A 20,962-nucleotide genomic window follows, 5' to 3' on the forward strand; every position below is an offset into this window, starting at 1 on the left:
TCTGCTCCATTTTATCCAAAAAAGGACTCTTACTTAGCAATTATACTTGTTTTGTCGGAATATGCAAACCATTTTCGCAATTTTTATCAGAAAATGTTGAATTCAGGCAACTGTTCTGTCCCGTCTGCGGCCATGGCGGGAAGCGCGGCTCCCACGGTGTTTTTCCCGGAAGCGAAAATGCGGCTATTTTACCTGATTCGGCATACAATTTACAGAAGAAAGAAAATCCGGCGGCAGGCCAGGCTGCCGCCGGGGAACAAAGTGTGGAGGTTATTATGTGCAGACGAAAATCTACTTATGTTACAGCGATCCTGATACCGCTTGCGGTGGGAGGGCTTTCCGCCCTTTTAAGCAGGAACGGCATGGCGGCGTATCAGACGTTGGAAAAACCGCCGCTGTCGCCCCCGGGAGTGGTGTTTCCCATTGTATGGAGCATTTTGTACATATTAATGGGAATCAGTTCAGCCATGATCTGGTGTTCTGAAAGTCAGGAAAAACCGCAGGCTCTTAAGCTGTATGCGGCGCAGCTTGCGGTGAATTTTTTCTGGAGTATTTTTTTCTTTGCCTTTGGCTGGAGGCTTTTTGCCTTTTTCTGGCTGCTGCTTCTGCTGGTGCTTACGGCAAAGATGGTTAAAAGCTTTTACCAGATCGATAAAAAAGCGGCTTATCTTCAGATACCCTACCTGCTCTGGCTTTTGTTTGCGGCGTATCTGAATTTTGGGGTATGGATGCTGAACAGGTAAAATGGTATAATATTTTTCAAGATGCGGATAGAATACGCAGCGGGATGAAAAGAAGGGGGTACGGTATGGATAAAACCTGGTGGAAGGAAAGTGTTGTATATCAGATATACCCGAGGAGCTTCTGTGACAGCAACGGGGACGGAATCGGGGATTTGAAGGGAATTACGGGAAAGCTGGATTATCTGAAGGAGCTGGGTGTTGATGTGATCTGGCTTTCCCCGGTTTATGAGTCGCCCAATGATGATAATGGGTATGATATCAGTGATTATCAGGCGATTATGAAGGATTTCGGGACTATGGAGGATTTTGACCGGATGCTTTCACAGATACATGAGCGTGGAATGAAGCTGGTGATGGATCTGGTGGTGAACCATACCTCGGATGAGCATCCCTGGTTCGTGGAGAGCAGAAAGGGAAAAGAGAATCCTTACAGGGACTATTATATCTGGAAGGAGCCTGTGAAGGGCGGCGCGCCGAATAACTGGGGTTCCTGCTTCGGCGGCTCCGCCTGGGAAAAGGATGAAAAAAGCGGGGAATATTATCTTCATCTTTTTTCTGTGAAGCAGCCGGATCTGAACTGGGAAAATGAGGCGGTGCGCAGGGAAGTATACCGGATGATGAACTGGTGGCTGGACAAGGGTGTGGACGGGTTCCGCATGGATGTTATCAGCCTGATATCCAAGGATCCTGCGTATCCGGACGGGCCGGCGGGGCTGAACGGCTATGCGGCCTTTAATTTCTGCGCCAACGGGCCGCGGGTACATGAGTTCCTTCAGGAGATGCGCCGGGAGGTCCTGGATGGCAGGGATACGCTGACCGTGGGAGAATGCTCCGGCGTGACGCTGGAAGAAGCGCTGAAATATGCGTCGCTGGACGGAAAAGAGCTGAACATGGTATTCCAGTTCGAGCATATGGATCTGGATTTTGACGAAAACGGAAATAAGTGGACGGACAGAAAGTGTAAGCTTTCACAGCTGAAGGAGATTCTGTCCCGGTGGCAGGCCGGGCTGTACAAAAAGGCCTGGAACAGCCTGTTCTGGTGTAATCATGATCAGCCCAGGGTGGTGTCACGCCTGGGAAATGATTCCGCACAGTATCGTGAGGTATCCGCCAAGATGCTGGCGGTATGCAGCCATATGATGCAGGGAACCCCCTATATTTACCAGGGGGAAGAGCTGGGGATGACCAATGCGCCCTTTGCGGATATTTCGGATTTCCGGGATTTGGACAGCATCAATGCTTACCGGGAACTGACGGAAAAAGGAATTTTCAGCAGGGAGGAAATGCTTGGCTACCTGCGCTACAAGTCAAGGGACAACGCACGGACGCCCATGCAGTGGGAGGATTCGGAAAATGCGGGTTTTTCCACCGGAAAGCCGTGGATTATGGTAAATCCCAATTACCATGAAATTAATGCAAAGGAGCAGGTGGGAAGGGAGGATTCCGTTTTTTCCTTCTATAAAAAGCTGGTGGCTATGAGGAAGGAAAGGCCAATAATTGTTTACGGGGATTACCGCCTGCTGGAGCCGGAGTCAGAGGAGCTGTTTATTTATGAACGGGGGCTGGAAAAGGAACGGCTTTTGGTGGCATGTAATTTTACAGGAAAAGAACTGGCCTGGGAACTGCCGGAGGAGATGAAGGGGCGCAGGCCGGAGCTGGTTATCGCAAATTATCCTGATGCGCAATGGGCGGATACGCTGATGCTGCGGGCTTATGAGGCTGTGGTGTGGGAATGGACGTTGGATTGATGGATGCGGATTGGGAAGGTGCGGTTGGATATTATCCAGACTGAAAAAAAGTATATGGAATGACTGCACTTTCTCTTAATTTGTCAGTTATTATGGGATTTTTAAGATGTATTTACTCTTATTCATCTGCGAGATATGGGTTATTATAAAGACATAACATAATTATTTAGCAGATTGGCGTATTTAATGCCTTTATCGCATGGAACTGATGCGGGAGCCGGGGAATTTATCGTTGAAGGCGGATTTCCTTGAGAGGATGCCGTTATAGTTATGATAGAATTAAGATTGCTATGTTCAGTCATATTTGATAGTATGAAGATATCGTTGTGACATGGAGGATTTGAAATGAAAATCAGACATTTAGGATTAGAAAATGTGACTGTTTTTGATAAAATAGAGATAGCATTTGATGAAGGGATAAACATTTTTATAGGTGAAAACGGAACCGGAAAGACGCATATTCTCAAAATCCTCTATGCAGCCTGCCAGGCGGCGGATCCAAAAACATCTTTCTCGGCTAAAATTGTCAGGACAATGCTTCCGGACGAGTTTAAAATATCGAGATTGATTACCAGAAAGCCGGGAAATCATAATTCAGAAATCAAAGTGTCTGCTTTGTCGGAGAAAAAACAAAAAAATCATACTATTACAGCTTCATTTCATAATAAAACGAAAAAATGGGATGCGGAGATTCGGGGAGAAGAAGCCTGGGAAAATGAATTTAAGGATATTAGCAGCATCTTTATACCGGCAAAAGAAATTTTGTCTAACAGCTATAATCTGACGGCAGCTGTCGAAAAGAATAATGTTAAATTTGATGATACCTATATTGATATTATCAACTCTGCAAGAATAGATATATCTGTGGGAAGAAATTCGGCAGAACGTGATAAAAAATTAAAAGCAATTGAAAAAATTGTTGGTGGGACAGTTGTTTATGATGGCCAGAAAGATGAATTTTATTTAAAAATAGGAAATTCGAGGCAGGAGTTTAACCTGGTAGCAGAAGGAATACGGAAAATGGCGCTTCTCTGGCAGCTTGTAAAAAACGGCACGTTGGAGAAAGGTTCGGTGCTTTTCTGGGATGAACCGGAAGCCAATATTAATCCATTATATCTTAGTATTATTACAGATATGCTGTTAGAGCTGCAAAGGGACGGCGTGCAGATTTTTATTTCCACGCATGATTATGTACTTGCGAAATACTTTGAAATTCACAGAAGAGAAGAGGATAGTGTTTTGTTTCATTCTGTGAGCTATGATGAAAAAAGGAATTTGGAATATTCCTGCAATGGCAGGTTTGAGGATTTGAAGAATAATCTGATCATTAAATCATTTAATGAACTTTTAGATGAAATATATAATTCCTGATAATGGAGAAGTAAATGAAGAAGGTATTTACGGAAGAGAATGGATGCTATAGTTTCGACTGTACCAAAGCCTTATGGGCGACAGATGAGATACATCAGGCATATAGTTCTACAGAAGGCAGTTTAAATGATGTTGATTTAGTAATAGAAACTGAAAAGAAAATAATTATGATGGAATATAAAAATGCCTGTATATCCGGGGCGGCAAAACCGGAAGCTTTTCAGCCGGGAGCTGACAAGAAAATAAATAATGTGGTAAAAAAATTCTATGATTCATTGCATTACATGCACCTACTGGGAAAAGAGAAGCCGAAAGAGTTTGTTTATGTGTTGGAATATCCAAATGGGGATTCGGTATCAAGGCGAATGATAAGAAATCGATTAAAAAAGAAACTGCCGTTTCACTTGCAGGATTTGGTTTCTGACAAAGTAAAGCTAATAGAAAAGGTTGATGTTGTTTCCATTAATGAGTGGAATCAGAATGAAGAATATGGTATGTTTCCAATAAAACTGAAAAGTGAAAAATAATTAAAATTGCTCCGGGCTGGAATGTCCGGGGCTTTTTTGCTTTTTTTCAAACTCATCCTTTCGTTATATCACTGTTGCCGGGCCATATCATATAACACCCTTCTTAAAATCAAGGTGTTTCCGTTTTCCGCTTGTATCCTCCTTTCACATATAATATACTGAAATTAAGAACACCGTGTCTGACATGGAAGGGGGAATAAAAATGGGCGGCAGATGGAGCCGGGAAAGAATCAATGCCTGGTATAACGGGCACCCATGGCTGATTGGCTGTAATTATGTGCCTGCGATTACGCTGCATAATATCGAGCTGTGGCAGGATGATACGCGGGAGGAGGTAATGATTTCCGTTGACCGGGAGCTGACGCTTCTGCGGGAAACGAGAATGAACAGCATAAGGATGTTCATGCCTTTCCAGGCCTGGTATTTTGAGCGGGAGCTTTTCTTTAAGAAGCTGGACGAACTGCTTTTGCTGCTGGAAAAATATGAGATAACGCTTATGCCGGTGCTGTTTAATGACTGCGCGCCTTTTGAAAGGCCAAGTCCGGTATTCCCTTCGCAGATGGGGAAGGGATGGCAGCCCTATGATATCGGGCATCATGGGGGAAAGGCGGAGAATCCGTTTACCGGGGAAACGCGGAAAACGGGCTGGATTTTATTTGATGAGGAAGAGTGGAGAGAGCCTCAGTACAAATTTGCAGAGGAAATTATCAGCCGTTACAAAAAGGATCCGCGTATTATTATATGGGATTTATGGAATGAACCGGGTAACAGCAACAGGCATGCGCAAAGTATGGAGTATATGGAGCGTGTATTTGAGATTGCCAGGGAAATTGATCCGGATCAGCCGCTGACGGCGGCGCCCTGGGCATATCCGGAGGGGTTCGGCATTTCCGGGGAGGCGCAGCTGGAGCCGATTCAGAAGCGAGCCGTGGAGCTGTCCGATATAATTACTTTTCATCAATATGAGAATTTTGACCGGGTAAAGCAAGTGGTGGAGGAACTGAAAAAGGAAGGACGTCCATTGGTCAATACGGAGTGGCTGAACCGAATACTGGGAAATAATATCAGGGAGCTCCTGCCGTATTTTTATGAGAACAGGATCGGCAGCTATCATTGGGGGCTGGTGGCCGGAAAATCACAGTTCTACCTGCCGTGGGACTATATGCGGGAAGTAAAGGGGCTGGATCTGTCACTGTGGCAGCATGATTTGTATCATGAGGATTTTACGCCTTACGATGAGGAAGAGATTTCGCTCTTCATCAAATACGGCGGGATGGAAATGCGAAAATGAAAGGCAGTATAAAAGCAGCATAAGAGCAGCATAAAAGCAGGAGGAGAGGAAATGAGGTACAGGGAACTTGGGAAAACAGGGCTTTCCGTAAGTGAGATCGGGCTTGGCGGGGAATGGCTGGAACGGCATGATACAAAAGAGGTTAAGGCGGTGATTGACAGGTGTGAGGAGCTGGGAATCAATATTCTGGATTGCTGGATGTCACAGCCGCAGGTACGTTCCAACATCGGCGCGGCGATTGCGGGCAGCAGGGAGCGCTGGATAATCCAGGGGCATATCGGGAGCACATGGCAGAACGGGCAGTATGTCCGTACCCGTGATTTGGAGCAGGTAAAAATTGCTTTCCAGGATTTGCTGGATCGGATGGGAACGGATTATATTGATCTGGGGATGATCCATTTTGTGGATGAAAAAGCCGAGTTTGAACGGATAATGAACGGGGAGTTCATAGAGTATGTCCGCTCCCTGAAGGAAAAGGGCATCATCCGTCACATCGGCATGAGCACCCATAACCCGGATGTGGCTAAAATGGCGGCTTTGAGCGGGGAAATAGAAATGCTTCTTTTCAGCATTAATCCGGCCTTTGATCTGCTTCCGGCCAGTGAGGATCTGAATGAGTATTTCAAGGAAACTTATGCGGAGCAGCTAAGCGGTATCGCACCTGAGCGGGAGGAGCTGTACCGTATTTGCGAACGGGAGGGTGTGGGTATAACGGTGATGAAGGGCTATGCCGGCGGCCGTTTGTTCCAGGCGGAAACCTCTCCTTTTGGTGTGGCGCTGACTCCTGTGCAGTGTCTGCATTATGCGCTGACGCGTCCTGCGGTTGCCAGTGTGATGGCTGGTTTTGATACGCCGGAGCATGTGGATGCGGCCGTGGCATACGAGACAGCCACCGAAGAAGAGAAGGATTATGCCAGCGTGCTGGCTTCTGCGCCTAAGCATGCATATTCCGGACAGTGTACCTACTGCGGTCACTGTGCACCCTGTCCGGTCAGAATCGATATTGCCATGGTGAATAAGCTATACGATCTGGCAGCCATGCAGGAAGAGGTGCCGGCTACGGTGAAGGCGCATTATGAGCAGCTGTCGGCGAATGCCGGAGACTGTGTCCAGTGCGGCGGCTGTGAATCCAGGTGTCCCTTCGGCGTTCGGATAGTGGACAGGATGAAGAAGACGAGAGAGCTGTTTGGTGCAGGTGAATAAGTAGTGAGGCTACTATGAAAAAGGAAGACGGTGACTGCAGGATGCAGGAATGCGGCAGACAGGGACAGCAGTATGGCTTTGATATGACTCTGCGGAAGGCGGGAATCATCGATTGTGAAGAGCTGTACCAGATGCAGTTAAAATGTTTCCGGGAGCTGCTGGAAAAGTACAGGGATTATGATTTCAGCCCCGGCGCAGAAAAAATAGAAAAGACGGAAAGAAGACTGCGGGAAAAATTTTCTGATTATTATTTTATCTGTCTCGGAAAAGTCCATATCGGTGCGTTGAGGGTAATTCACCTGGAGACGTTATGTATACTTAAACAGATTTATATTTTGCCGGAATATCAGGGAAAGGGCTATGCACAGCGGGCGCTCCGCATGGCCGAAGCCTTGTATCCGTCGGCCTCGCGCTGGGAGCTGGACACAATCCTTCAGGAAGAGAAGCTTTGTCATCTGTATGAAAAAATGGGATATCGTCAAAATGGCCGGACCGAAGAAATCAAAGAAAATATGACATTGGTATTTTATGCAAAAGACGTAACTGTTTAGCAGGCCAGCGCATTTAGCTGTGCAGGCCAGCGCGCAGAAAATAAGCCAACGAAAAACAGGAAAGTATACCATGGAGGCAGGTGATCCGATATGAAAAAAGAAGAATTGATAGCAGCGGGATGTATGGTACCGGATACCCTACAGGAGGCCATGAGATATAGCGGCCGGGAAATGAAGGTGATAGAAGGCAGCAGGGAGGAGCTTGTTTCATTTATTTATCAGCTTTTGAGAGAAAACGGGAAGGAAAATACTTATTTTGACTTTTATTTCGGCACATTGTCAAAAGAAGAAAAACAGAAGGCGCTGTCTGTACTTTCCATAGAGCAGGCTTCCTATCTTTGCGGTTTGAATCTTCCCGATAGCAGGGAGGATGTATATTTTTCATATGAGGAAACGTTGTTTGCCATTGCAGTCAGGCTGTCGGTTACGGAGATGCTTTTTTCCTCCTTCTATTTTCCGATGATACAGAAGATGGTATGGAGCAGCTTTGAGGGAAAATTCCTGTTGTTTTGGTATGGAGAGGCGGAAAAATGCCAATCTTAGTTGATGCCGATGCATGTCCTGTCATTACTATTGTGGAACGGACGGCAAGGGAAAAAGGAATTCCGGTGGTGCTGCTGTGTGATACCAATCATGTACTGCATTCTGATTACAGTGAAATCAGGATAATCGGGGCGGGAGCCGACGCTGTGGATTTTGCGCTGGTAAACCTTTGTAAAAAGGGGGATATCGTGGTGACGCAGGATTATGGAGTGGCGGCCATGGCGCTTGGGAAAGGCGCATTCGGGATACATCAGTCGGGAATCCGGTATACGCAGGATAATATGGATCAGCTGCTGCTGGAACGGCATCTGTCAAAAAAGGCGAGACGGGCCTCTTCAAGGCATCATGGAAAGGGGCCGCATAAACGGACTGCTGAGGATGATGAACGGTTTGAAAGGGAATTCAGGCGGTTGCTGGATAGCATTATGGAGAAGTAAAGAATTTTTTCATTCATTACCCGCAGATAATTAGGATCTGTGATTGAATGAAAGCCAGACAGATGTGAAAAAAGACCGGAGACATCAAAATGCCGCTCCCGGTTTCAGAAACTTCACGCTGTAAGGAAGGCCCCGCCATCCTTACACTTTAATAATTATGCGGCTCTGTCCGCATGCCCGCTTCAGCGGGAGACAGGAGCAGAAATGAATACAAAATTAACAAATGGGGAACTTTGGTATGATACGGAAGGCAATATTCTCCACGCCCATGGCGGGCACATGCTGAAATGGGGGGACAACTGGTACTGGTATGGGGAAAACCGCACGGAAAACAGATATGTAAGTGTATACAGGTCCGCCGATTTACTGAACTGGACCTTTTGCAATCACGTCCTGACCACTGAGTCACCCACAGCGGAGCACCGGGTGAGGACAGATCAGAAGCTGCGCAGTGAAAAAGGCGGCAAAATCAATGTGGAGCGTCCGAAGGTATTATATAACAGGAAAATCGGGAAATTCGTCATGTGGATGCATGTTGAAAACGGAGTGGATTATAACGACGCCGCCTGCGGCATCGCGGTCTGTGATACGCCGGACGGGGATTTCACCTATCTGGGGTGCTTCAATCCCTTTGGCTATATGTCAAGAGACTGTACGCTTTTCGAGGATAAGGACGGCAGCGCTTATTTTATTTCCGCTTCCAGGGACAATGCGGATCTGCATGTGTACAGGCTAACCGATGATTACCTGAATGCGGACTGCCTGGTACATAAGCTCTGGCAGGGCGAATACAGGGAAGCCCCTGCGGTAATGGAAAGAGCGGGGAAATACTACATGTTTTCTTCCTTCTGCACGGGCTGGGCGCCCAATCAGTGCCGCTATGCCTGCGCCGACAGCATGGAGGGACGCTGGAGTACGCTGACGGATATCGGAGACAGCACCACCTACCGTACACAGCCGGCTTTTATCCTTCCCGTGGAAAAGGAGGGGAAGACGGTTTATTATTATGTGGCGGACAGATGGAACGGTAAAGATTACCACGATTCCCGTTATGTAATTCTGCCGCTGGGCTTTACGGAGGATGGCCGTCCCATAATGGAGTATACGGACACTTTTCAGGGACTTTAGAGGAAACGGGGCAGAAGGCTGAAATTATTGTGTGGGCAGCAGCCGGTAAACCCCCTTCGAAGTTTTTTCCAGGATTCCCTGTTCGGTCAGCTTTCTGAGAACCCGCTGCAGCTGACGGCGGCTGCAGTGCAGGTTTTCAGAGGCTTTACCGATATGGACCAAAAGCCCGTCATGGCAGCAATATTGGATATAATGCAGGAGCTTGTCCTCAAGGCTGATGAATTCGGCCTCATTCATTGTGGACAGCTCTATTTTTTTTACAAGAGAACGGAGGGTATAGTGGAGAAAGGCAAGATCCCTGTCAAGGGCAGGCTTGTTTTCATCCAGGGAAAGCGCCACTGCCGCTGTATCGCTTTTGGCTTCTGCAAACAGTGCGGGGAGGCTCTGGTTGACAAATTCCACATCGCCCAGCATCATAAAATCATCGCTGGATGCGATGGGAAACTGGGAACCATCCCTTCTGATAGAATATATGGCCACCGTCCCTTCCACAACAAACTGCAGATATCTGGTATGCTCCGTCGGATGAATGATAGTTTCACCCTTCTCGTAGCGGATGAGGAAAAAGGGCAGATCCCTGGTATCAAAAAAACGGGAAATGCCATATTTTTTCACATATTCCATCACGATTGGCCTGTCATAAATTTTTTTCATATATTTTTTCCAGTAACAGCGCGGCTCTGTCTGAACAGCTGCATCTATCGTAACTGCACGGCGCTTTTTCAGAAACTGTTTTCTCCTTTTTTCTTATTGTGACATATGTCACAACAAAAAGCAATTTTTTCTGCTATAATTCCGGATGAAAAGGCCGTGGCCAGTACAGTTGTGGCATGCGGTGAGAGAAGAGAGGAACGGAAAAATGACTGACGATTTATTTGAAAGGGCGCCGGTGCCCAAGGCATATTTCAAGCTGGCGCTGCCGGTGGTATTCAGCATGGTGATCAGCCTGGTATATAATATGGTGGACACCTTTTTTATCGCCCGGACACAGAATACCAGCATTGTAGCGGGAGTGTCCCTGTGCGCGCCTGTTTTTACACTGATGATAGCCCTGGGAGATATTTTCGGCCTGGGCGGCAGCTCCGTGATTTCCAGGCTGTTCGGTCAGAAAAAGGACGGGGAAGGGAAAAAAGTAAGCGGCTTCTGCTTCTATGCGGCGATTCTGTGCGGGGCCGCAGTCTCGGTGTCCATGCTGCTGTTTCGGACGCCGATCCTGCATCTGCTGGGAGCGGGTAAGGATACCTGGGAGTATGCGTCCCAGTACTATACCTATATGGCGCTCGGCGCGCCTGCGGTAATTCTGTCCCTGACGCCCGGCAATTTGATGAGGACGGAGGGGCTGGCTGTGGAAGCCATGATCGGAACCGTCGTCGGCTCCGTGGTGAATATCATCCTGGATCCTGTTTTTATCTTCGGGCTGGGAATGGGGGCGGGAGGCGCCGCGATTGCAACCGTCCTGGGAAACCTTGTCACAGATATCATCCTGGTGTGTTTTGTCCTGAAAAAGAGCCGGAAGCTTACGCTTTCCATCCATATAAGCGGAGTGAAAAAACAGGATCTGCTGGCTGTTTTCGCCATCGGCATTCCGGCCTCCGTAACGAATCTGATGCAGAGTCTGGGTATGGCCCTCATGAACCGTTATCTGGTGCAATATGGGACGGAAAAGGTGGCAGCCATGGGAATTGCGATGAAGGTGAATATGATTGTCATGCTTATTATGGTTGGCTTTGCCTTTGGCGCGCAGCCGCTGATAGGCTATAATTACGGGGCTGAAAACCGGGAAAGGCTGCGGAAAATTATACGGTTTGACCTTTGCGTGGAGCTGGTATTTTCGGTTGTATGCGCGGGATTGCTGGCTTTGTGTGCCCCGCAGATAATGGGGATTTTCATGAAAGATGCGGGGATTATTGCCTCCGGCAGCCTGATGCTGCGGTGTTTGCTTGTTTCCATGCCCTGTGCCGGTGTGATTCTCGTATTTACCACCGTATTCCAGGCCGCAGGCAAAGCGCTGCCTGCGCTGGTGCTTTCCGTCAGCAGACAGGGCGTTGTCTTTGCGCTGTGCATTTTTATACTTTCCCGGCTTGCCGGTTATTACGGGATCATTGCCTCCCAGGCGGCGGCAGATGTACTGACGGCGGTCATTGCGGTAATCCTTTATATGCAGACGCAAATTGCGGAGAAAAAGTTGTCCCTGCCATAACAGACAGAACCGCGCAAAACAGCTGCTCTTTTTTGTTAAGAGCCCGAACCGGAGCAAAGATGCAGGCGGAAAGGCAGGGGCCGGCTGTGCTCCCGCCTTTGCAGGCGATACATTTTTTAACTAAGCGATGTAAATGAGAAACATTCTCAATTACATCGCTTTTCTTATATTGCTTATTCCCGCCAGGGTATTTATAATAGGATTTGAACAATTCATACCTAAATGGTAGGAAATGTTCAAATCCTTTTCCGTTATTATGGGAAAGGAAGAAATAAGCAGTAATGTCTGCCGGAAACGCCGGCAGGGAAAATAGAAGAGCAGGCCGGTCAGAAAATGACGGAAATGGAGGAACGCTATGACAGAGCAATTATTAAATGTAAACGGACTGAAGGTTAACGTGGAGGACAGGGAAATTCTTCATGGGATAGATTTGCAGATGAACGCGGGAGAGACTCATGTATTGATGGGGCCTAACGGCGCGGGAAAATCCACCCTGGGATATGCGCTGATGGGAAATCCCAAATTTGAGATCACGGAAGGAAGCATTTTTTTTAAGAATAAGGATATTACGGAGGAAGCGGTGGAAAAAAGGGCGACAGACGGCATTTTCCTTTCCTTCCAGAATCCGCTGGAGGTGCCGGGGATTTCCCTGGGCAGCTTTATCCGCAGCGCGTTGGAGAGGCGCAGGGGAGAAAAACTGAGGCTTTGGGATTTCCGGAAGGAAATGAAAAAGGCCATGGAGGTGCTTCAGATGGATGAAACCTATGCGGACAGGGATTTGAATATAGGTTTTTCCGGCGGCGAAAAGAAGAAGGCGGAGATCCTGCAGATGCTTATGCTGCGGCCCGCCCTGGCAATCCTGGATGAAACGGATTCCGGGCTGGATGTGGATGCGGTCCGCACGGTATCCCGGGGCGTGGAGGAATACCAGAAGAATGAAAAGGGCGCGCTTCTCATCATCACACACAGCACGAGGATTCTGGAATCCCTGAAGGTGGATTACACGCATATTCTGGTGGATGGCCGTATCGTGGAGACAGGAGACGCCGGGCTGGTGGAACGAATCAATGCGGAAGGCTTTGAACAGTTTTACGAACAGGCCGTGCGGATGTATCGGCAGTAGGCGCGAAAATGCCGGAAAGGAGTGTTTATGGAAGAAAAAACCTATGTGGATGATATAGACAGAAGCGTTTATGACATAAAAAATGAAGAAAAGGATGTTTACCGGGTAAAAGAAGGCCTGACGCCTGAAATTGTCGCGCAGATTTCCCGGGAGAAAAAGGATCCGCCGTGGATGGAGCTGTTCCGGCTGCAGTCCCTGCAGATTTATAATCAGATGCGGGTGCCTGACTGGGGGCCGTCCCTGGAGGGGCTGGACATGGAGCATATCGTAACCTATGTCAGGCCCAACACGCATATGAGCGCCAGATGGTCCGATGTACCGGCGGAGATCAAGGATACCTTTGAACGGCTGGGGATCCCGAAGGCGGAGCGTAAGTCCCTGGCAGGCGTGGGCGCCCAGTATGATTCCGAGCTGGTATACCATCATGTAAGGGAAGAGGTGGCCGCCCAGGGCGTGGTATACGCGGACATGGAAAGCGCCCTGAAGGGAGAATATGCTTCCATGGTACGTAAACATTTTATGAAGCTGGTACGGCCCAATGACCATAAATTTGCGGCGCTGCACGGAGCCGTCTGGTCGGGAGGCTCCTTTGTATATGTGCCTCCGGGCATTTCAGTCACCGTACCTCTGCAGTCCTATTTCCGGCTGAACGCGCCGGGAGCGGGACAGTTTGAACACACGCTCATCATTGTGGATGAGGGCGCCGATCTGCATTTTATCGAAGGCTGTTCCGCGCCCAAATACAATGTGGCCAATCTGCATGCCGGCTGCGTGGAGCTGTATGTGGGCAAAAAAGCCAGGCTCCGCTATTCCACCATTGAGAACTGGTCCAAAAACATGTACAACCTGAACACCAAACGCGCTGTAGTGGAGGAAGGCGGTGTGATTGAATGGGTATCCGGCTCCTTTGGCTCCCATGTATCCTGTCTCTATCCCATGAGTATTTTAAAGGGGAAAGACAGCCGGGCGGAATTTACGGGAATCACCTTCGCCGGAAAGGGCCAGTGCCTTGACACGGGCGCCAAAATTGTCCATCAGGGCGAGAATACTTCCTCCTTTATCAATACCAGATCCATTTCCAAGGACGGCGGGATCAGTACCTTCCGCAGTTCTGTGGTGGTGGCGAAGGATGCCAAGCAAAGCAGGGCGGCCGTTTCCTGCCAGTCGTTGATGCTGGACAGTTTTTCACGCTCAGATACTATACCGGCCATGGATATCCGGACGCCGGATGCGGACATCGGGCATGAGGCCCGGATTGGAAGGATCAGTGAAGACGCGGTATTTTACCTGATGTCGCGCGGTATCGGGGAGGAAGACGCCAGAGCTATGATAGTCAGCGGCTTTGCCGAAAATGTTTCCAGGGAGCTGCCGTTGGAATACGCGGTGGAGATGAACAATCTGATACAGCTGGAAATGAAAGGCAGCATCGGATAGCGGCGCGGAGACGGAAGAAAATTTCTGCCTGCAGAGGGCCTGCATTTTGTTTTTCAAAACAAGGCGGAAAGCCTCTGCCCGCCGGAGGAACCGTATTTTGCTTTGCAAAACAGTAGGAGGATGAAATGAAACAAGGAATGGAAATGAAGGTTAACAGGCTGCCCATGAGGACATGGAACTGGCTTCATATGAATGACAGCAGCCTTTCAGATATTGATACTGAAATTTACGGAAAAAATATGGTGTCCTGCAATCCGCAGTTTACGCTGCCCGGGCAGGGCGTATCCTGTATCCGGGGAATGAGCGCCGGAACGCTGGAATCCGGTTTTCAGGAAATCCCCACAGGTATGGGGCCGGATATGGATGAGTTTGTGCGGGAAAGTGAAACGCCCATGGATATTTTCCGAATTAAAAGGGGCGCGCATCCCGAAGAGGCGCTCAGACTTTCCTGGCAATATAAACAGGGAGAAAATTCTCTGCATGCGGTCTGTATTTATGCGGAGGAGGGAAGCAGCATCACGGTGATCATGGAAAACTTTTCAGGCCGTAAGGATTCCGGCAGCGCCGGTATCCAGACGAAGGTTTACGCTGAAAAAAACGCGGCGGTCAGGCTAATCCAGGTACAGCTTTTAGGCGATGGCTTTGCTGCCATGAATGATGTGGGCGGGATTTGTGAGGAAGGCGCTTCCATAGAACTGCTGCAGCTGCAGCTGGGCGCCAAAACCACTTATGCGGGCGCCCGCATAAACCTGGCGGGAGATGCGAGCCGCATGAAGGCGGATATCGGCTATCTGGGAAAAAACATGCAGAAGCTGGATATGAATTACGTGGCCGAGCATCACGGCAGGAAATCAGAGAGCCAGATGGAAGTGAAAGGCGTGCTGCGGGATCAGGCATCGAAGCTCTTTCGGGGCACCATTGATTTCCACAGGGGCTGCTCCGGCGCGGAAGGCGCGGAAAAAGAGGAAGTGCTGCTTCTGGGAGACGATGTGGTAAACCGTACCATACCGCTGATTTTATGCGGTGAAGAGAACGTACAGGGAAATCACGGCGCCACAGCGGGAAAGCTGGATGAGGAAAAACTTTTTTATTTCTGCTCCAGGGGGCTAAGCCGCGAAGAAGCCTGTGATATGATGGCCCGCGCAGGAATTGATGCGTTGTGCGCCAAAATCCCGGATGATACCGTTGTCAGACGGATACAGAAATATCTGGAAGGAGGAAGCCCGGATGAAAAACTGGAATGAACAGGAAATACGCGGGGATTTTCCCATCTTCGGCCGCAGCGGGCCGCTGATTTATCTGGATAACGCGGCAACTGCCCAACGTCCGGCCTGTGTGCTGGAAGCAGAACGTTCCTTTTATGAAAACAGCAACGCCAATCCCTTAAGAGGATTATATGAGCTGGGAATGGATGCCACACAGCAGTATGAAAATGCGAGAAAAACCGTATGCCGCTTCCTCAACGCGGCATGCCCGGAGGAAATAATTTTTACAAGAAATACCACGGAAGCCCTGAATCTGGTCGCTTACAGCTATGCGCTGTCGAAGCTTCGGCCCGGTGATGAAATTCTGGTCAGTATCATGGAGCACCACAGCAACCTTCTGCCATGGCAGATGGCGGCAAAGCGCACGGGAGCCGTACTTAAGTTCCTGGAATGTGAGACGGACGGAACACTGACGCCGGAATGTATCCGACAGGCCGTCACTGCGCGGACCAGGCTGGTGGCAGTGGCCCATATTTCCAATGTTTTCGGCAGAGTGAACCCTGTCCGGGAAATTACAGAACTGGCCCACAGGCAGGGAGCTGTTGTGGTGGTGGACGCCGCCCAGAGCGCGCCCCACATCCCCATTGACGTACAGGCGCTGGACGCTGATTTCCTCGCTTTTTCCGGCCATAAGCTGATGGCGCCCATGGGAATTGGCGTGCTGTATGGAAAAAAAGAACTGCTGGAAGCCATGCCTCCCTTCCTGACCGGCGGGGAGATGATAGAAAGGGTAAGCCGCCGGGATGCCGTTTATGCCCCCCTTCCCCATAAATTCGAAGCGGGGACGGTAAATGCCGCGGGTGCGGCGGCCCTGGAAGCTGCAATCCGATATCTGGAAAAAATCGGCTGGGTACGGCTGAAGCAAAGAGAAGATGAACTGACCGTACTGGCCTTTGAGGGAATGAAGCAAATCCCCGGCATCCGGATCCTTGGCTCTGCGGATGGAACACAGCACAGCGGGATACTCACCTTCACTGTGGACGGTGTGCATCCCCATGATGTAGCCTCCATACTGGATGCGGATCACATTGCGGTACGGGCGGGCCATCACTGCGCCCAGCCCCTGATGGACTATCTCGGCGTCTCATCTACCGCAAGAGCAAGCATTGCTTTCTATAATACGGAAAATGAAATACAGGCATTTCTTCACAGCCTGCGACAAGTAAGGAGAAAAATGGGATATGGAGAATAGAACTTTTTATCATGAAATACTCATTGACCACAACATGCATCCCGCCCACAAGCACCCCCTTGCCGGGGCGGGGCTGGAGCTGGAGGGCGTAAATCCCAGCTGCGGAGATGATATTGTGCTCAGGCTGAAAATAGAAGACGGCAGGATAACGGACGGAGCCTTTGAAGGAAGCGGCTGCGCCGTTTCCCAGGCCTCGGCGGACATGATGCTGGATCTGGTCATCGGAAAAACAAAAGAAGAGGCCGTCCGCCTCTCCGGCATTTTCCTGAGAATGATCCAGGGCCAGGCCTCGCCGGAGGAAATCGATGACCTGGAGGAAGCCGCCTGCCTCCAGGACGTAAGCCATATGCCCGCCCGCGTAAAATGCGCGGTACTGGGCTGGCATACTCTGGAAGAACTTTTAGCCAAAGAAAACTGAACCCCGCATAACACTGCCCGTACATGAAAAAATCCCGGGGCCATACAGGCCGCCGGGATTTTCCAACACTTATTTGTAACTGTCCAACACCTTTGCATAACGGTTATTTTACATGCTTCTTAATCGCGTCAAAGCTCTCCTTACTGATGACATGCTCAATCTTACAAGCATCCTCAGCGGCAATCTTCTCATCCACGCCCAGCTTTACGAGCCATGCGGAGAGAAGCTGATGCCTTTCATAAATCATTTCAGCGATTTCACGGCCTGACTCCGTCAGATAAATATAGCCTTCCTTAGTCACCGTAATATGCTCCCGCTCCCGCAGATTCTTCATGGCCACGCTGACGCTGGATTTCTTAAAACCCAGCTCCTCCGCCACATCCACCGAACGGACAACCGGGTGTGATTTACTCAGAATTAAAATTGTCTCCAGATAATTTTCAGAGGATTCACCCACTGCCAATATACTCCCCCCGCTTCCTGACATAAAGTTACTGTAATCCGAATGAACTAACTGGCGTTAGTATACCATATTTTTATATTATCAGCAAATATATTTATCCCCGCAGCACGCGACAAACCTGCAGCGTTAGAATCGCTACGTTTTTAACTGAGTGAGAACATATCCATACAAAAACCCTTCCCCTCTCTGCCCCTCCTCCCCGCCCCCGTCGCCGCAAAAACCTCGCCATGCCCTCACCCTACCTGCTAATGAGAAATTATTATCAGTAATAACATTGACAACTATTGGAAGTTAGAATATACTAACCGAGAAGAACGGGGAATGAAATCAATCCTCAATATCAAAAAAGAAAGAAGGTGGAATGATGCCTTTGACAATGGTGAATGCAGGTGAACCCAGTGTAATACGTAAAGTTGGCGGCAGGGAGGAAACAAGGCGGTTTCTTGAGAACCTTGGCTTTGTAACCGGCGGCGTGGTAACTGTAGTATCTGAAATCGGCGGCAATATGATAGTGAATGTTAAGGATTCCAGAGTGGCCATCGGAAAAGATATGGCCAACAAAATCATGGTATGTTAGAAGAAAGGGAGACAAGATGAGGACATTAAAAGAGATTCCCTGCGGGGAAAGCGTAAAGGTGACAAAGCTTACCGGGGAAGGCGCAGTGAAAAGAAGGATTATGGATATGGGGATTACGAAGGGGATTGATATTTTTGTCAGAAAGACAGCGCCCCTGGGAGATCCTGTGGAAGTAACTGTAAGGGGTTATGAGCTGTCGCTGCGGAAAGCCGATGCGGAAATGATTTTGGTGGAATAAAATTTTTTTGGACAGTAGTTAGATATAACTAATAAAAGATAGTTTAGACAAATCAAATGACAGGAAACATAGCTGCAATGAGGCGGAAAGAGGTAGAATATGTCAATTAAGATTGCATTAGCAGGAAATCCGAACTGCGGAAAGACGACATTGTTTAATGCGCTGACAGGTTCCAATCAGTTTGTGGGAAACTGGCCCGGTGTAACGGTGGAGAAAAAAGAGGGGAAGCTGAAGCGGTCACACGGAACCGCAGGTTCCATGGATGTGATCATCATGGACCTACCGGGCATCTATTCCCTTTCTCCCTATACTCTGGAGGAGGTCGTTGCAAGAAATTATCTGATCAACGAAAGGCCGGATGCGATTATAAATATCGTGGACGGCACGAATATTGAGAGAAACCTGTACCTTTCCACACAGCTGATGGAACTGGGGATTCCGGTGGTTATGGCTGTCAATATGATGGACATAGTGGAAAAGAACGGCGATGTCATCCATTTTGACAGGCTGAGCAAAAAGCTTGGCTGCGAGGTTGTGGAGATTTCCGCATTAAAGGGAACCGGTATCCGGAAAGCGGCGGAAAAGGCCATCAGCATCGCAGGCCGTAAGGACGCGGCAGTGCCTGTACATACCTTTGCCCCCGAAGTGGAAAGCGTGCTGGATTCCGTAGAAGCAAAGCTGGGCAGCAGTGTCCCGGAAGCGCAGAAAAGATTTTTTGCCATCAAACTGCTGGAAAAGGACGACAAGATTCAGGAGCAGATGGCGCAGGTCCCTGATGTATCTGAAGAAATAAACCGGATTGAAAAAGAATTGGATGATGATACGGAAAGTATTATCACCAATGAAAGATATGTATATATTTCCTCCATTATCAGTGAATGCTACAGCAGGAACAGGAAGCAGGACATGACAGCCTCCGATAAAATCGACAGGATTGTAACCAACCGCTGGCTGGCGCTTCCCATTTTTGCAGTGGTTATGTTTATCGTTTATTATGTTTCCGTAACGACTGTAGGCACCTGGGCCACGGACTGGGCCAACGACGGCGTATTCGGTGACGGCTGGAGGCTGTTCGGCCTGGAGGTGCCGGGCATCCCTGTTCTTGTGGAATCCCTGCTGAATGCGGCAGGCTGTGCGGACTGGCTGCAGGGGCTTATCCTTGACGGCATTGTGGCCGGCGTGGGCGCTGTGCTCGGCTTTGTCCCTCAGATGCTGGTGCTCTTTATTTTCCTGGCCTTCCTGGAAAGCTGCGGTTATATGGCAAGGATTGCCTTCATCATGGACAGAATTTTCCGCAAATTCGGCCTTTCCGGAAAATCTTTTATCCCGATGCTCATTGGAAGCGGCTGCGGCGTGCCCGGCATCATGGCTTCCCGTACCATTGAAAACGACCGTGACCGTAAAATGACCATTATGACGACCACCTTTGTTCCCTGCGGAGCGAAGCTTCCCATTATCGCCCTGATTGCAGGCGCGTTGTTCGGCGGGGCCTGGTGGGTTGCACCCAGCGCCTACTTTGTGGGAATCGGGGCAATCATCTGCTCCGGCATTATTTTAAAAAAGACAAAATTGTTCACAGGGGATCCTGCGCCCTTCGTTATGGAGCTTCCTGCATATCATTGGCCTACCGTGGGAAATGTGCTTCGCAGCATGTGGGAGCGCGGCTGGTCCTTCATCAAAAAAGCCGGTACCGTTATCCTGCTTTCCACTATCGTAATATGGTTTACCACTTACTTCGGATGGGTGGACGGACAGTTCAGGATGCTTGAAGCTATGGAAATTAACCACAGCATCCTGGCTAAAATCGGCGGCGCCGTTTCCTGGATTTTCATTCCGCTTGGCTGGGGAGACTGGAAGTCCACAGTGGCGGCTATTACCGGGCTGGTAGCCAAGGAAAACGTGGTGGGTACATTTGGTATTCTTTACGGTTTTGCCGAGGTTGCCGAAGACGGCACCGAAATCTGGGGAACGCTGGCAGGCAGCATGACCGCATTAGCGGCATACTCCTTCCTGGTATTCAACCTTCTGTGCGCGCCCTGCTTTGCGGCAATGGGTGCTATCAGGAGAGAAATGAACAATGCAAAATGGTTCTGGTTCGCAATCGGCTACCAGACGGGTCTGGCATATGTGGTTTCCCTCTGTGTATACCAGCTCGGTATCCTCTTTACGGCAGGCGCCTTTGGCATCGGCACCGTAGTGGCGGTACTTCTTCTTGCAGGCTTCCTCTATCTGCTGGTAAGGCCGTATAAGGAAAGATGAAAACAAATTCTGCAGGAAAGATGAAAACGAAATCAGCATGAAAACGAAATCAGCATTGACAAGTCCTGTCCGGCTTGCTATACTGAACAAAATAAACGGCAGGAGGTTGATTAAATATGAGAAAAACTTTTTTCCATGGGAATTTCATAAATAATAAGTCAGCCTGCCATGTGTTGAGATAAGAAACGTCTTTTTAACAGGATTATTTTAACCACAGTTACAGACTGTGGTTTTTTTGTACGCTTTTTTAC

Annotated in this window: 21 protein-coding genes; 19 read left to right on the forward strand and 2 right to left on the reverse strand. The window is 49.0% G+C overall.

The genetic code is table 11. The features are described from left to right. Nucleotides 1-275: 275 nt before the first annotated feature. The 10 genes from HMPREF1548_RS24410 (at nucleotide 276) to HMPREF1548_RS24455 (ending at nucleotide 9,542) form a co-directional block, all read left to right on the forward strand. The gene (locus HMPREF1548_RS24410; RefSeq protein WP_035323761.1) at nucleotides 276-743 is read left to right on the forward strand and encodes a TspO/MBR family protein; all 468 of its coding nucleotides are present in this window, start codon (nucleotides 276-278) and stop codon (nucleotides 741-743) included. A gap of 65 nt (nucleotides 744-808) precedes the next feature. Continuing rightward, on the forward strand, nucleotides 809-2,491 hold the full coding sequence (locus HMPREF1548_RS24415; RefSeq protein WP_035323790.1) for a glycoside hydrolase family 13 protein: 1,683 nt from the start codon (nucleotides 809-811) through the stop codon (nucleotides 2,489-2,491). Nucleotides 2,492-2,836: 345 nt separating this feature from the next. Beyond that, nucleotides 2,837-3,862 (forward strand): AAA family ATPase, encoded by a 1,026-nt coding sequence (locus tag HMPREF1548_RS24420; RefSeq protein WP_021639397.1) that lies wholly within the window; start codon nucleotides 2,837-2,839, stop codon nucleotides 3,860-3,862. Between the two features lie 14 nt (nucleotides 3,863-3,876). Next, nucleotides 3,877-4,389, forward strand: coding sequence for a hypothetical protein (locus tag HMPREF1548_RS24425; protein ID WP_021639398.1), 513 nt, complete (start codon nucleotides 3,877-3,879; stop codon nucleotides 4,387-4,389). A gap of 202 nt (nucleotides 4,390-4,591) precedes the next feature. After that, the gene (locus tag HMPREF1548_RS24430) at nucleotides 4,592-5,680 is read left to right on the forward strand and encodes a cellulase family glycosylhydrolase (protein ID WP_035323763.1); all 1,089 of its coding nucleotides are present in this window, start codon (nucleotides 4,592-4,594) and stop codon (nucleotides 5,678-5,680) included. 51 nt (nucleotides 5,681-5,731) lie between these two features. After that, nucleotides 5,732-6,883, forward strand: a complete 1,152-nt coding sequence (locus tag HMPREF1548_RS24435; RefSeq protein WP_021639401.1) for an aldo/keto reductase — start codon at nucleotides 5,732-5,734, stop codon at nucleotides 6,881-6,883. A 14-nt stretch (nucleotides 6,884-6,897) separates the two neighbouring features. Then, nucleotides 6,898-7,434, forward strand: a complete 537-nt coding sequence (locus HMPREF1548_RS24440) for a GNAT family N-acetyltransferase (protein ID WP_021639402.1) — start codon at nucleotides 6,898-6,900, stop codon at nucleotides 7,432-7,434. A 90-nt stretch (nucleotides 7,435-7,524) separates the two neighbouring features. After that, on the forward strand, nucleotides 7,525-7,977 hold the full coding sequence (locus HMPREF1548_RS24445) for a hypothetical protein (protein WP_021639403.1): 453 nt from the start codon (nucleotides 7,525-7,527) through the stop codon (nucleotides 7,975-7,977). Further along, nucleotides 7,965-8,414: a YaiI/YqxD family protein gene (locus tag HMPREF1548_RS24450; RefSeq protein ID WP_021639404.1), complete on the forward strand. Its 450-nt coding sequence runs from the start codon at nucleotides 7,965-7,967 to the stop codon at nucleotides 8,412-8,414. The genes HMPREF1548_RS24445 and HMPREF1548_RS24450 overlap by 13 nt, the downstream gene beginning before the upstream one ends. A gap of 204 nt (nucleotides 8,415-8,618) precedes the next feature. Next, on the forward strand, nucleotides 8,619-9,542 hold the full coding sequence (locus tag HMPREF1548_RS24455; protein WP_021639405.1) for a family 43 glycosylhydrolase: 924 nt from the start codon (nucleotides 8,619-8,621) through the stop codon (nucleotides 9,540-9,542). 24 nt (nucleotides 9,543-9,566) lie between these two features. On the opposite strand, the gene HMPREF1548_RS24460 is transcribed toward HMPREF1548_RS24455, so the two are convergent. Further along, entirely contained in the window at nucleotides 9,567-10,196 is a 630-nt protein-coding gene (locus tag HMPREF1548_RS24460; RefSeq protein WP_021639406.1) for a Crp/Fnr family transcriptional regulator, read from the reverse strand. A 205-nt stretch (nucleotides 10,197-10,401) separates the two neighbouring features. Here HMPREF1548_RS24460 and HMPREF1548_RS24465 point away from each other — a divergent pair, with 205 nt between their 5' ends. From HMPREF1548_RS24465 to sufU, 6 genes are all read left to right on the forward strand, one after another. After that, entirely contained in the window at nucleotides 10,402-11,742 is a 1,341-nt protein-coding gene (locus tag HMPREF1548_RS24465; protein WP_035323765.1) for an MATE family efflux transporter, read from the forward strand. 355 nt (nucleotides 11,743-12,097) lie between these two features. Beyond that, entirely contained in the window at nucleotides 12,098-12,865 is a 768-nt protein-coding gene (gene sufC, locus HMPREF1548_RS24470; protein WP_021639409.1) for a Fe-S cluster assembly ATPase SufC, read from the forward strand. 27 nt (nucleotides 12,866-12,892) lie between these two features. Further along, nucleotides 12,893-14,299: a Fe-S cluster assembly protein SufB gene (sufB, locus tag HMPREF1548_RS24475; RefSeq protein ID WP_021639410.1), complete on the forward strand. Its 1,407-nt coding sequence runs from the start codon at nucleotides 12,893-12,895 to the stop codon at nucleotides 14,297-14,299. A 125-nt stretch (nucleotides 14,300-14,424) separates the two neighbouring features. Then, entirely contained in the window at nucleotides 14,425-15,543 is a 1,119-nt protein-coding gene (locus tag HMPREF1548_RS24480; RefSeq protein WP_021639411.1) for a SufB/SufD family protein, read from the forward strand. Then, complete coding sequence (locus HMPREF1548_RS24485) at nucleotides 15,527-16,756, forward strand: aminotransferase class V-fold PLP-dependent enzyme (protein WP_021639412.1); 1,230 nt, start codon at nucleotides 15,527-15,529, stop codon at nucleotides 16,754-16,756. Before HMPREF1548_RS24480 ends, HMPREF1548_RS24485 begins: the two co-directional genes overlap by 17 nt. After that, entirely contained in the window at nucleotides 16,746-17,174 is a 429-nt protein-coding gene (sufU, locus tag HMPREF1548_RS24490) for a Fe-S cluster assembly sulfur transfer protein SufU (protein ID WP_021639413.1), read from the forward strand. Before HMPREF1548_RS24485 ends, sufU begins: the two co-directional genes overlap by 11 nt. A gap of 103 nt (nucleotides 17,175-17,277) precedes the next feature. On the opposite strand, the gene HMPREF1548_RS24495 is transcribed toward sufU, so the two are convergent. Further along, nucleotides 17,278-17,661, reverse strand: coding sequence for a metal-dependent transcriptional regulator (locus tag HMPREF1548_RS24495; RefSeq protein WP_021639414.1), 384 nt, complete (start codon nucleotides 17,659-17,661; stop codon nucleotides 17,278-17,280). A gap of 337 nt (nucleotides 17,662-17,998) precedes the next feature. Here HMPREF1548_RS24495 and HMPREF1548_RS24500 point away from each other — a divergent pair, with 337 nt between their 5' ends. The 3 genes from HMPREF1548_RS24500 to feoB all read left to right on the forward strand — a co-directional run bounded on the left by HMPREF1548_RS24500 (nucleotide 17,999) and on the right by feoB (nucleotide 20,711). Further along, nucleotides 17,999-18,214, forward strand: a complete 216-nt coding sequence (locus tag HMPREF1548_RS24500) for a FeoA family protein (protein ID WP_021639415.1) — start codon at nucleotides 17,999-18,001, stop codon at nucleotides 18,212-18,214. Nucleotides 18,215-18,230: 16 nt separating this feature from the next. Next, nucleotides 18,231-18,452, forward strand: coding sequence for a FeoA family protein (locus tag HMPREF1548_RS24505; RefSeq protein ID WP_021639416.1), 222 nt, complete (start codon nucleotides 18,231-18,233; stop codon nucleotides 18,450-18,452). A 99-nt stretch (nucleotides 18,453-18,551) separates the two neighbouring features. Beyond that, nucleotides 18,552-20,711 carry a ferrous iron transport protein B gene (gene feoB / locus HMPREF1548_RS24510; RefSeq protein WP_021639417.1) on the forward strand — a complete coding sequence of 720 codons (2,160 nt, stop codon included), beginning with the start codon at nucleotides 18,552-18,554 and terminating at the stop codon, nucleotides 20,709-20,711. Nucleotides 20,712-20,962: the final 251 nt, after the last annotated feature.

Origin of the sequence: Clostridium sp. KLE 1755 (assembly GCF_000466465.2) — a bacterium.
Classification (GTDB): Bacteria; Bacillota; Clostridia; order Lachnospirales; family Lachnospiraceae; genus Eisenbergiella; species Eisenbergiella porci.

Bases quoted from the DNA above. Each gene is read 5' to 3' on its own strand.
- HMPREF1548_RS24410 (WP_035323761.1), top strand. From the start codon at position 276: ATGTGCAGACGAAAATCTACTTATGTTACAGCGATCCTGATACCGCTT.
- HMPREF1548_RS24415 (WP_035323790.1), top strand. From the start codon at position 809: ATGGATAAAACCTGGTGGAAGGAAAGTGTTGTATATCAGATATACCCG.
- HMPREF1548_RS24420 (WP_021639397.1), top strand. From the start codon at position 2,837: ATGAAAATCAGACATTTAGGATTAGAAAATGTGACTGTTTTTGATAAA.
- HMPREF1548_RS24425 (WP_021639398.1), top strand. From the start codon at position 3,877: ATGAAGAAGGTATTTACGGAAGAGAATGGATGCTATAGTTTCGACTGT.
- HMPREF1548_RS24430 (WP_035323763.1), top strand. From the start codon at position 4,592: ATGGGCGGCAGATGGAGCCGGGAAAGAATCAATGCCTGGTATAACGGG.
- HMPREF1548_RS24435 (WP_021639401.1), top strand. From the start codon at position 5,732: ATGAGGTACAGGGAACTTGGGAAAACAGGGCTTTCCGTAAGTGAGATC.
- HMPREF1548_RS24440 (WP_021639402.1), top strand. From the start codon at position 6,898: ATGAAAAAGGAAGACGGTGACTGCAGGATGCAGGAATGCGGCAGACAG.
- HMPREF1548_RS24445 (WP_021639403.1), top strand. From the start codon at position 7,525: ATGAAAAAAGAAGAATTGATAGCAGCGGGATGTATGGTACCGGATACC.
- HMPREF1548_RS24450 (WP_021639404.1), top strand. From the start codon at position 7,965: ATGCCAATCTTAGTTGATGCCGATGCATGTCCTGTCATTACTATTGTG.
- HMPREF1548_RS24455 (WP_021639405.1), top strand. From the start codon at position 8,619: ATGAATACAAAATTAACAAATGGGGAACTTTGGTATGATACGGAAGGC.
- HMPREF1548_RS24460 (WP_021639406.1), bottom strand. From the start codon at position 10,196: ATGAAAAAAATTTATGACAGGCCAATCGTGATGGAATATGTGAAAAAA.
- HMPREF1548_RS24465 (WP_035323765.1), top strand. From the start codon at position 10,402: ATGACTGACGATTTATTTGAAAGGGCGCCGGTGCCCAAGGCATATTTC.
- sufC (WP_021639409.1), top strand. From the start codon at position 12,098: ATGACAGAGCAATTATTAAATGTAAACGGACTGAAGGTTAACGTGGAG.
- sufB (WP_021639410.1), top strand. From the start codon at position 12,893: ATGGAAGAAAAAACCTATGTGGATGATATAGACAGAAGCGTTTATGAC.
- HMPREF1548_RS24480 (WP_021639411.1), top strand. From the start codon at position 14,425: ATGAAACAAGGAATGGAAATGAAGGTTAACAGGCTGCCCATGAGGACA.
- HMPREF1548_RS24485 (WP_021639412.1), top strand. From the start codon at position 15,527: ATGAAAAACTGGAATGAACAGGAAATACGCGGGGATTTTCCCATCTTC.
- sufU (WP_021639413.1), top strand. From the start codon at position 16,746: ATGGAGAATAGAACTTTTTATCATGAAATACTCATTGACCACAACATG.
- HMPREF1548_RS24495 (WP_021639414.1), bottom strand. From the start codon at position 17,661: ATGTCAGGAAGCGGGGGGAGTATATTGGCAGTGGGTGAATCCTCTGAA.
- HMPREF1548_RS24500 (WP_021639415.1), top strand. From the start codon at position 17,999: ATGATGCCTTTGACAATGGTGAATGCAGGTGAACCCAGTGTAATACGT.
- HMPREF1548_RS24505 (WP_021639416.1), top strand. From the start codon at position 18,231: ATGAGGACATTAAAAGAGATTCCCTGCGGGGAAAGCGTAAAGGTGACA.
- feoB (WP_021639417.1), top strand. From the start codon at position 18,552: ATGTCAATTAAGATTGCATTAGCAGGAAATCCGAACTGCGGAAAGACG.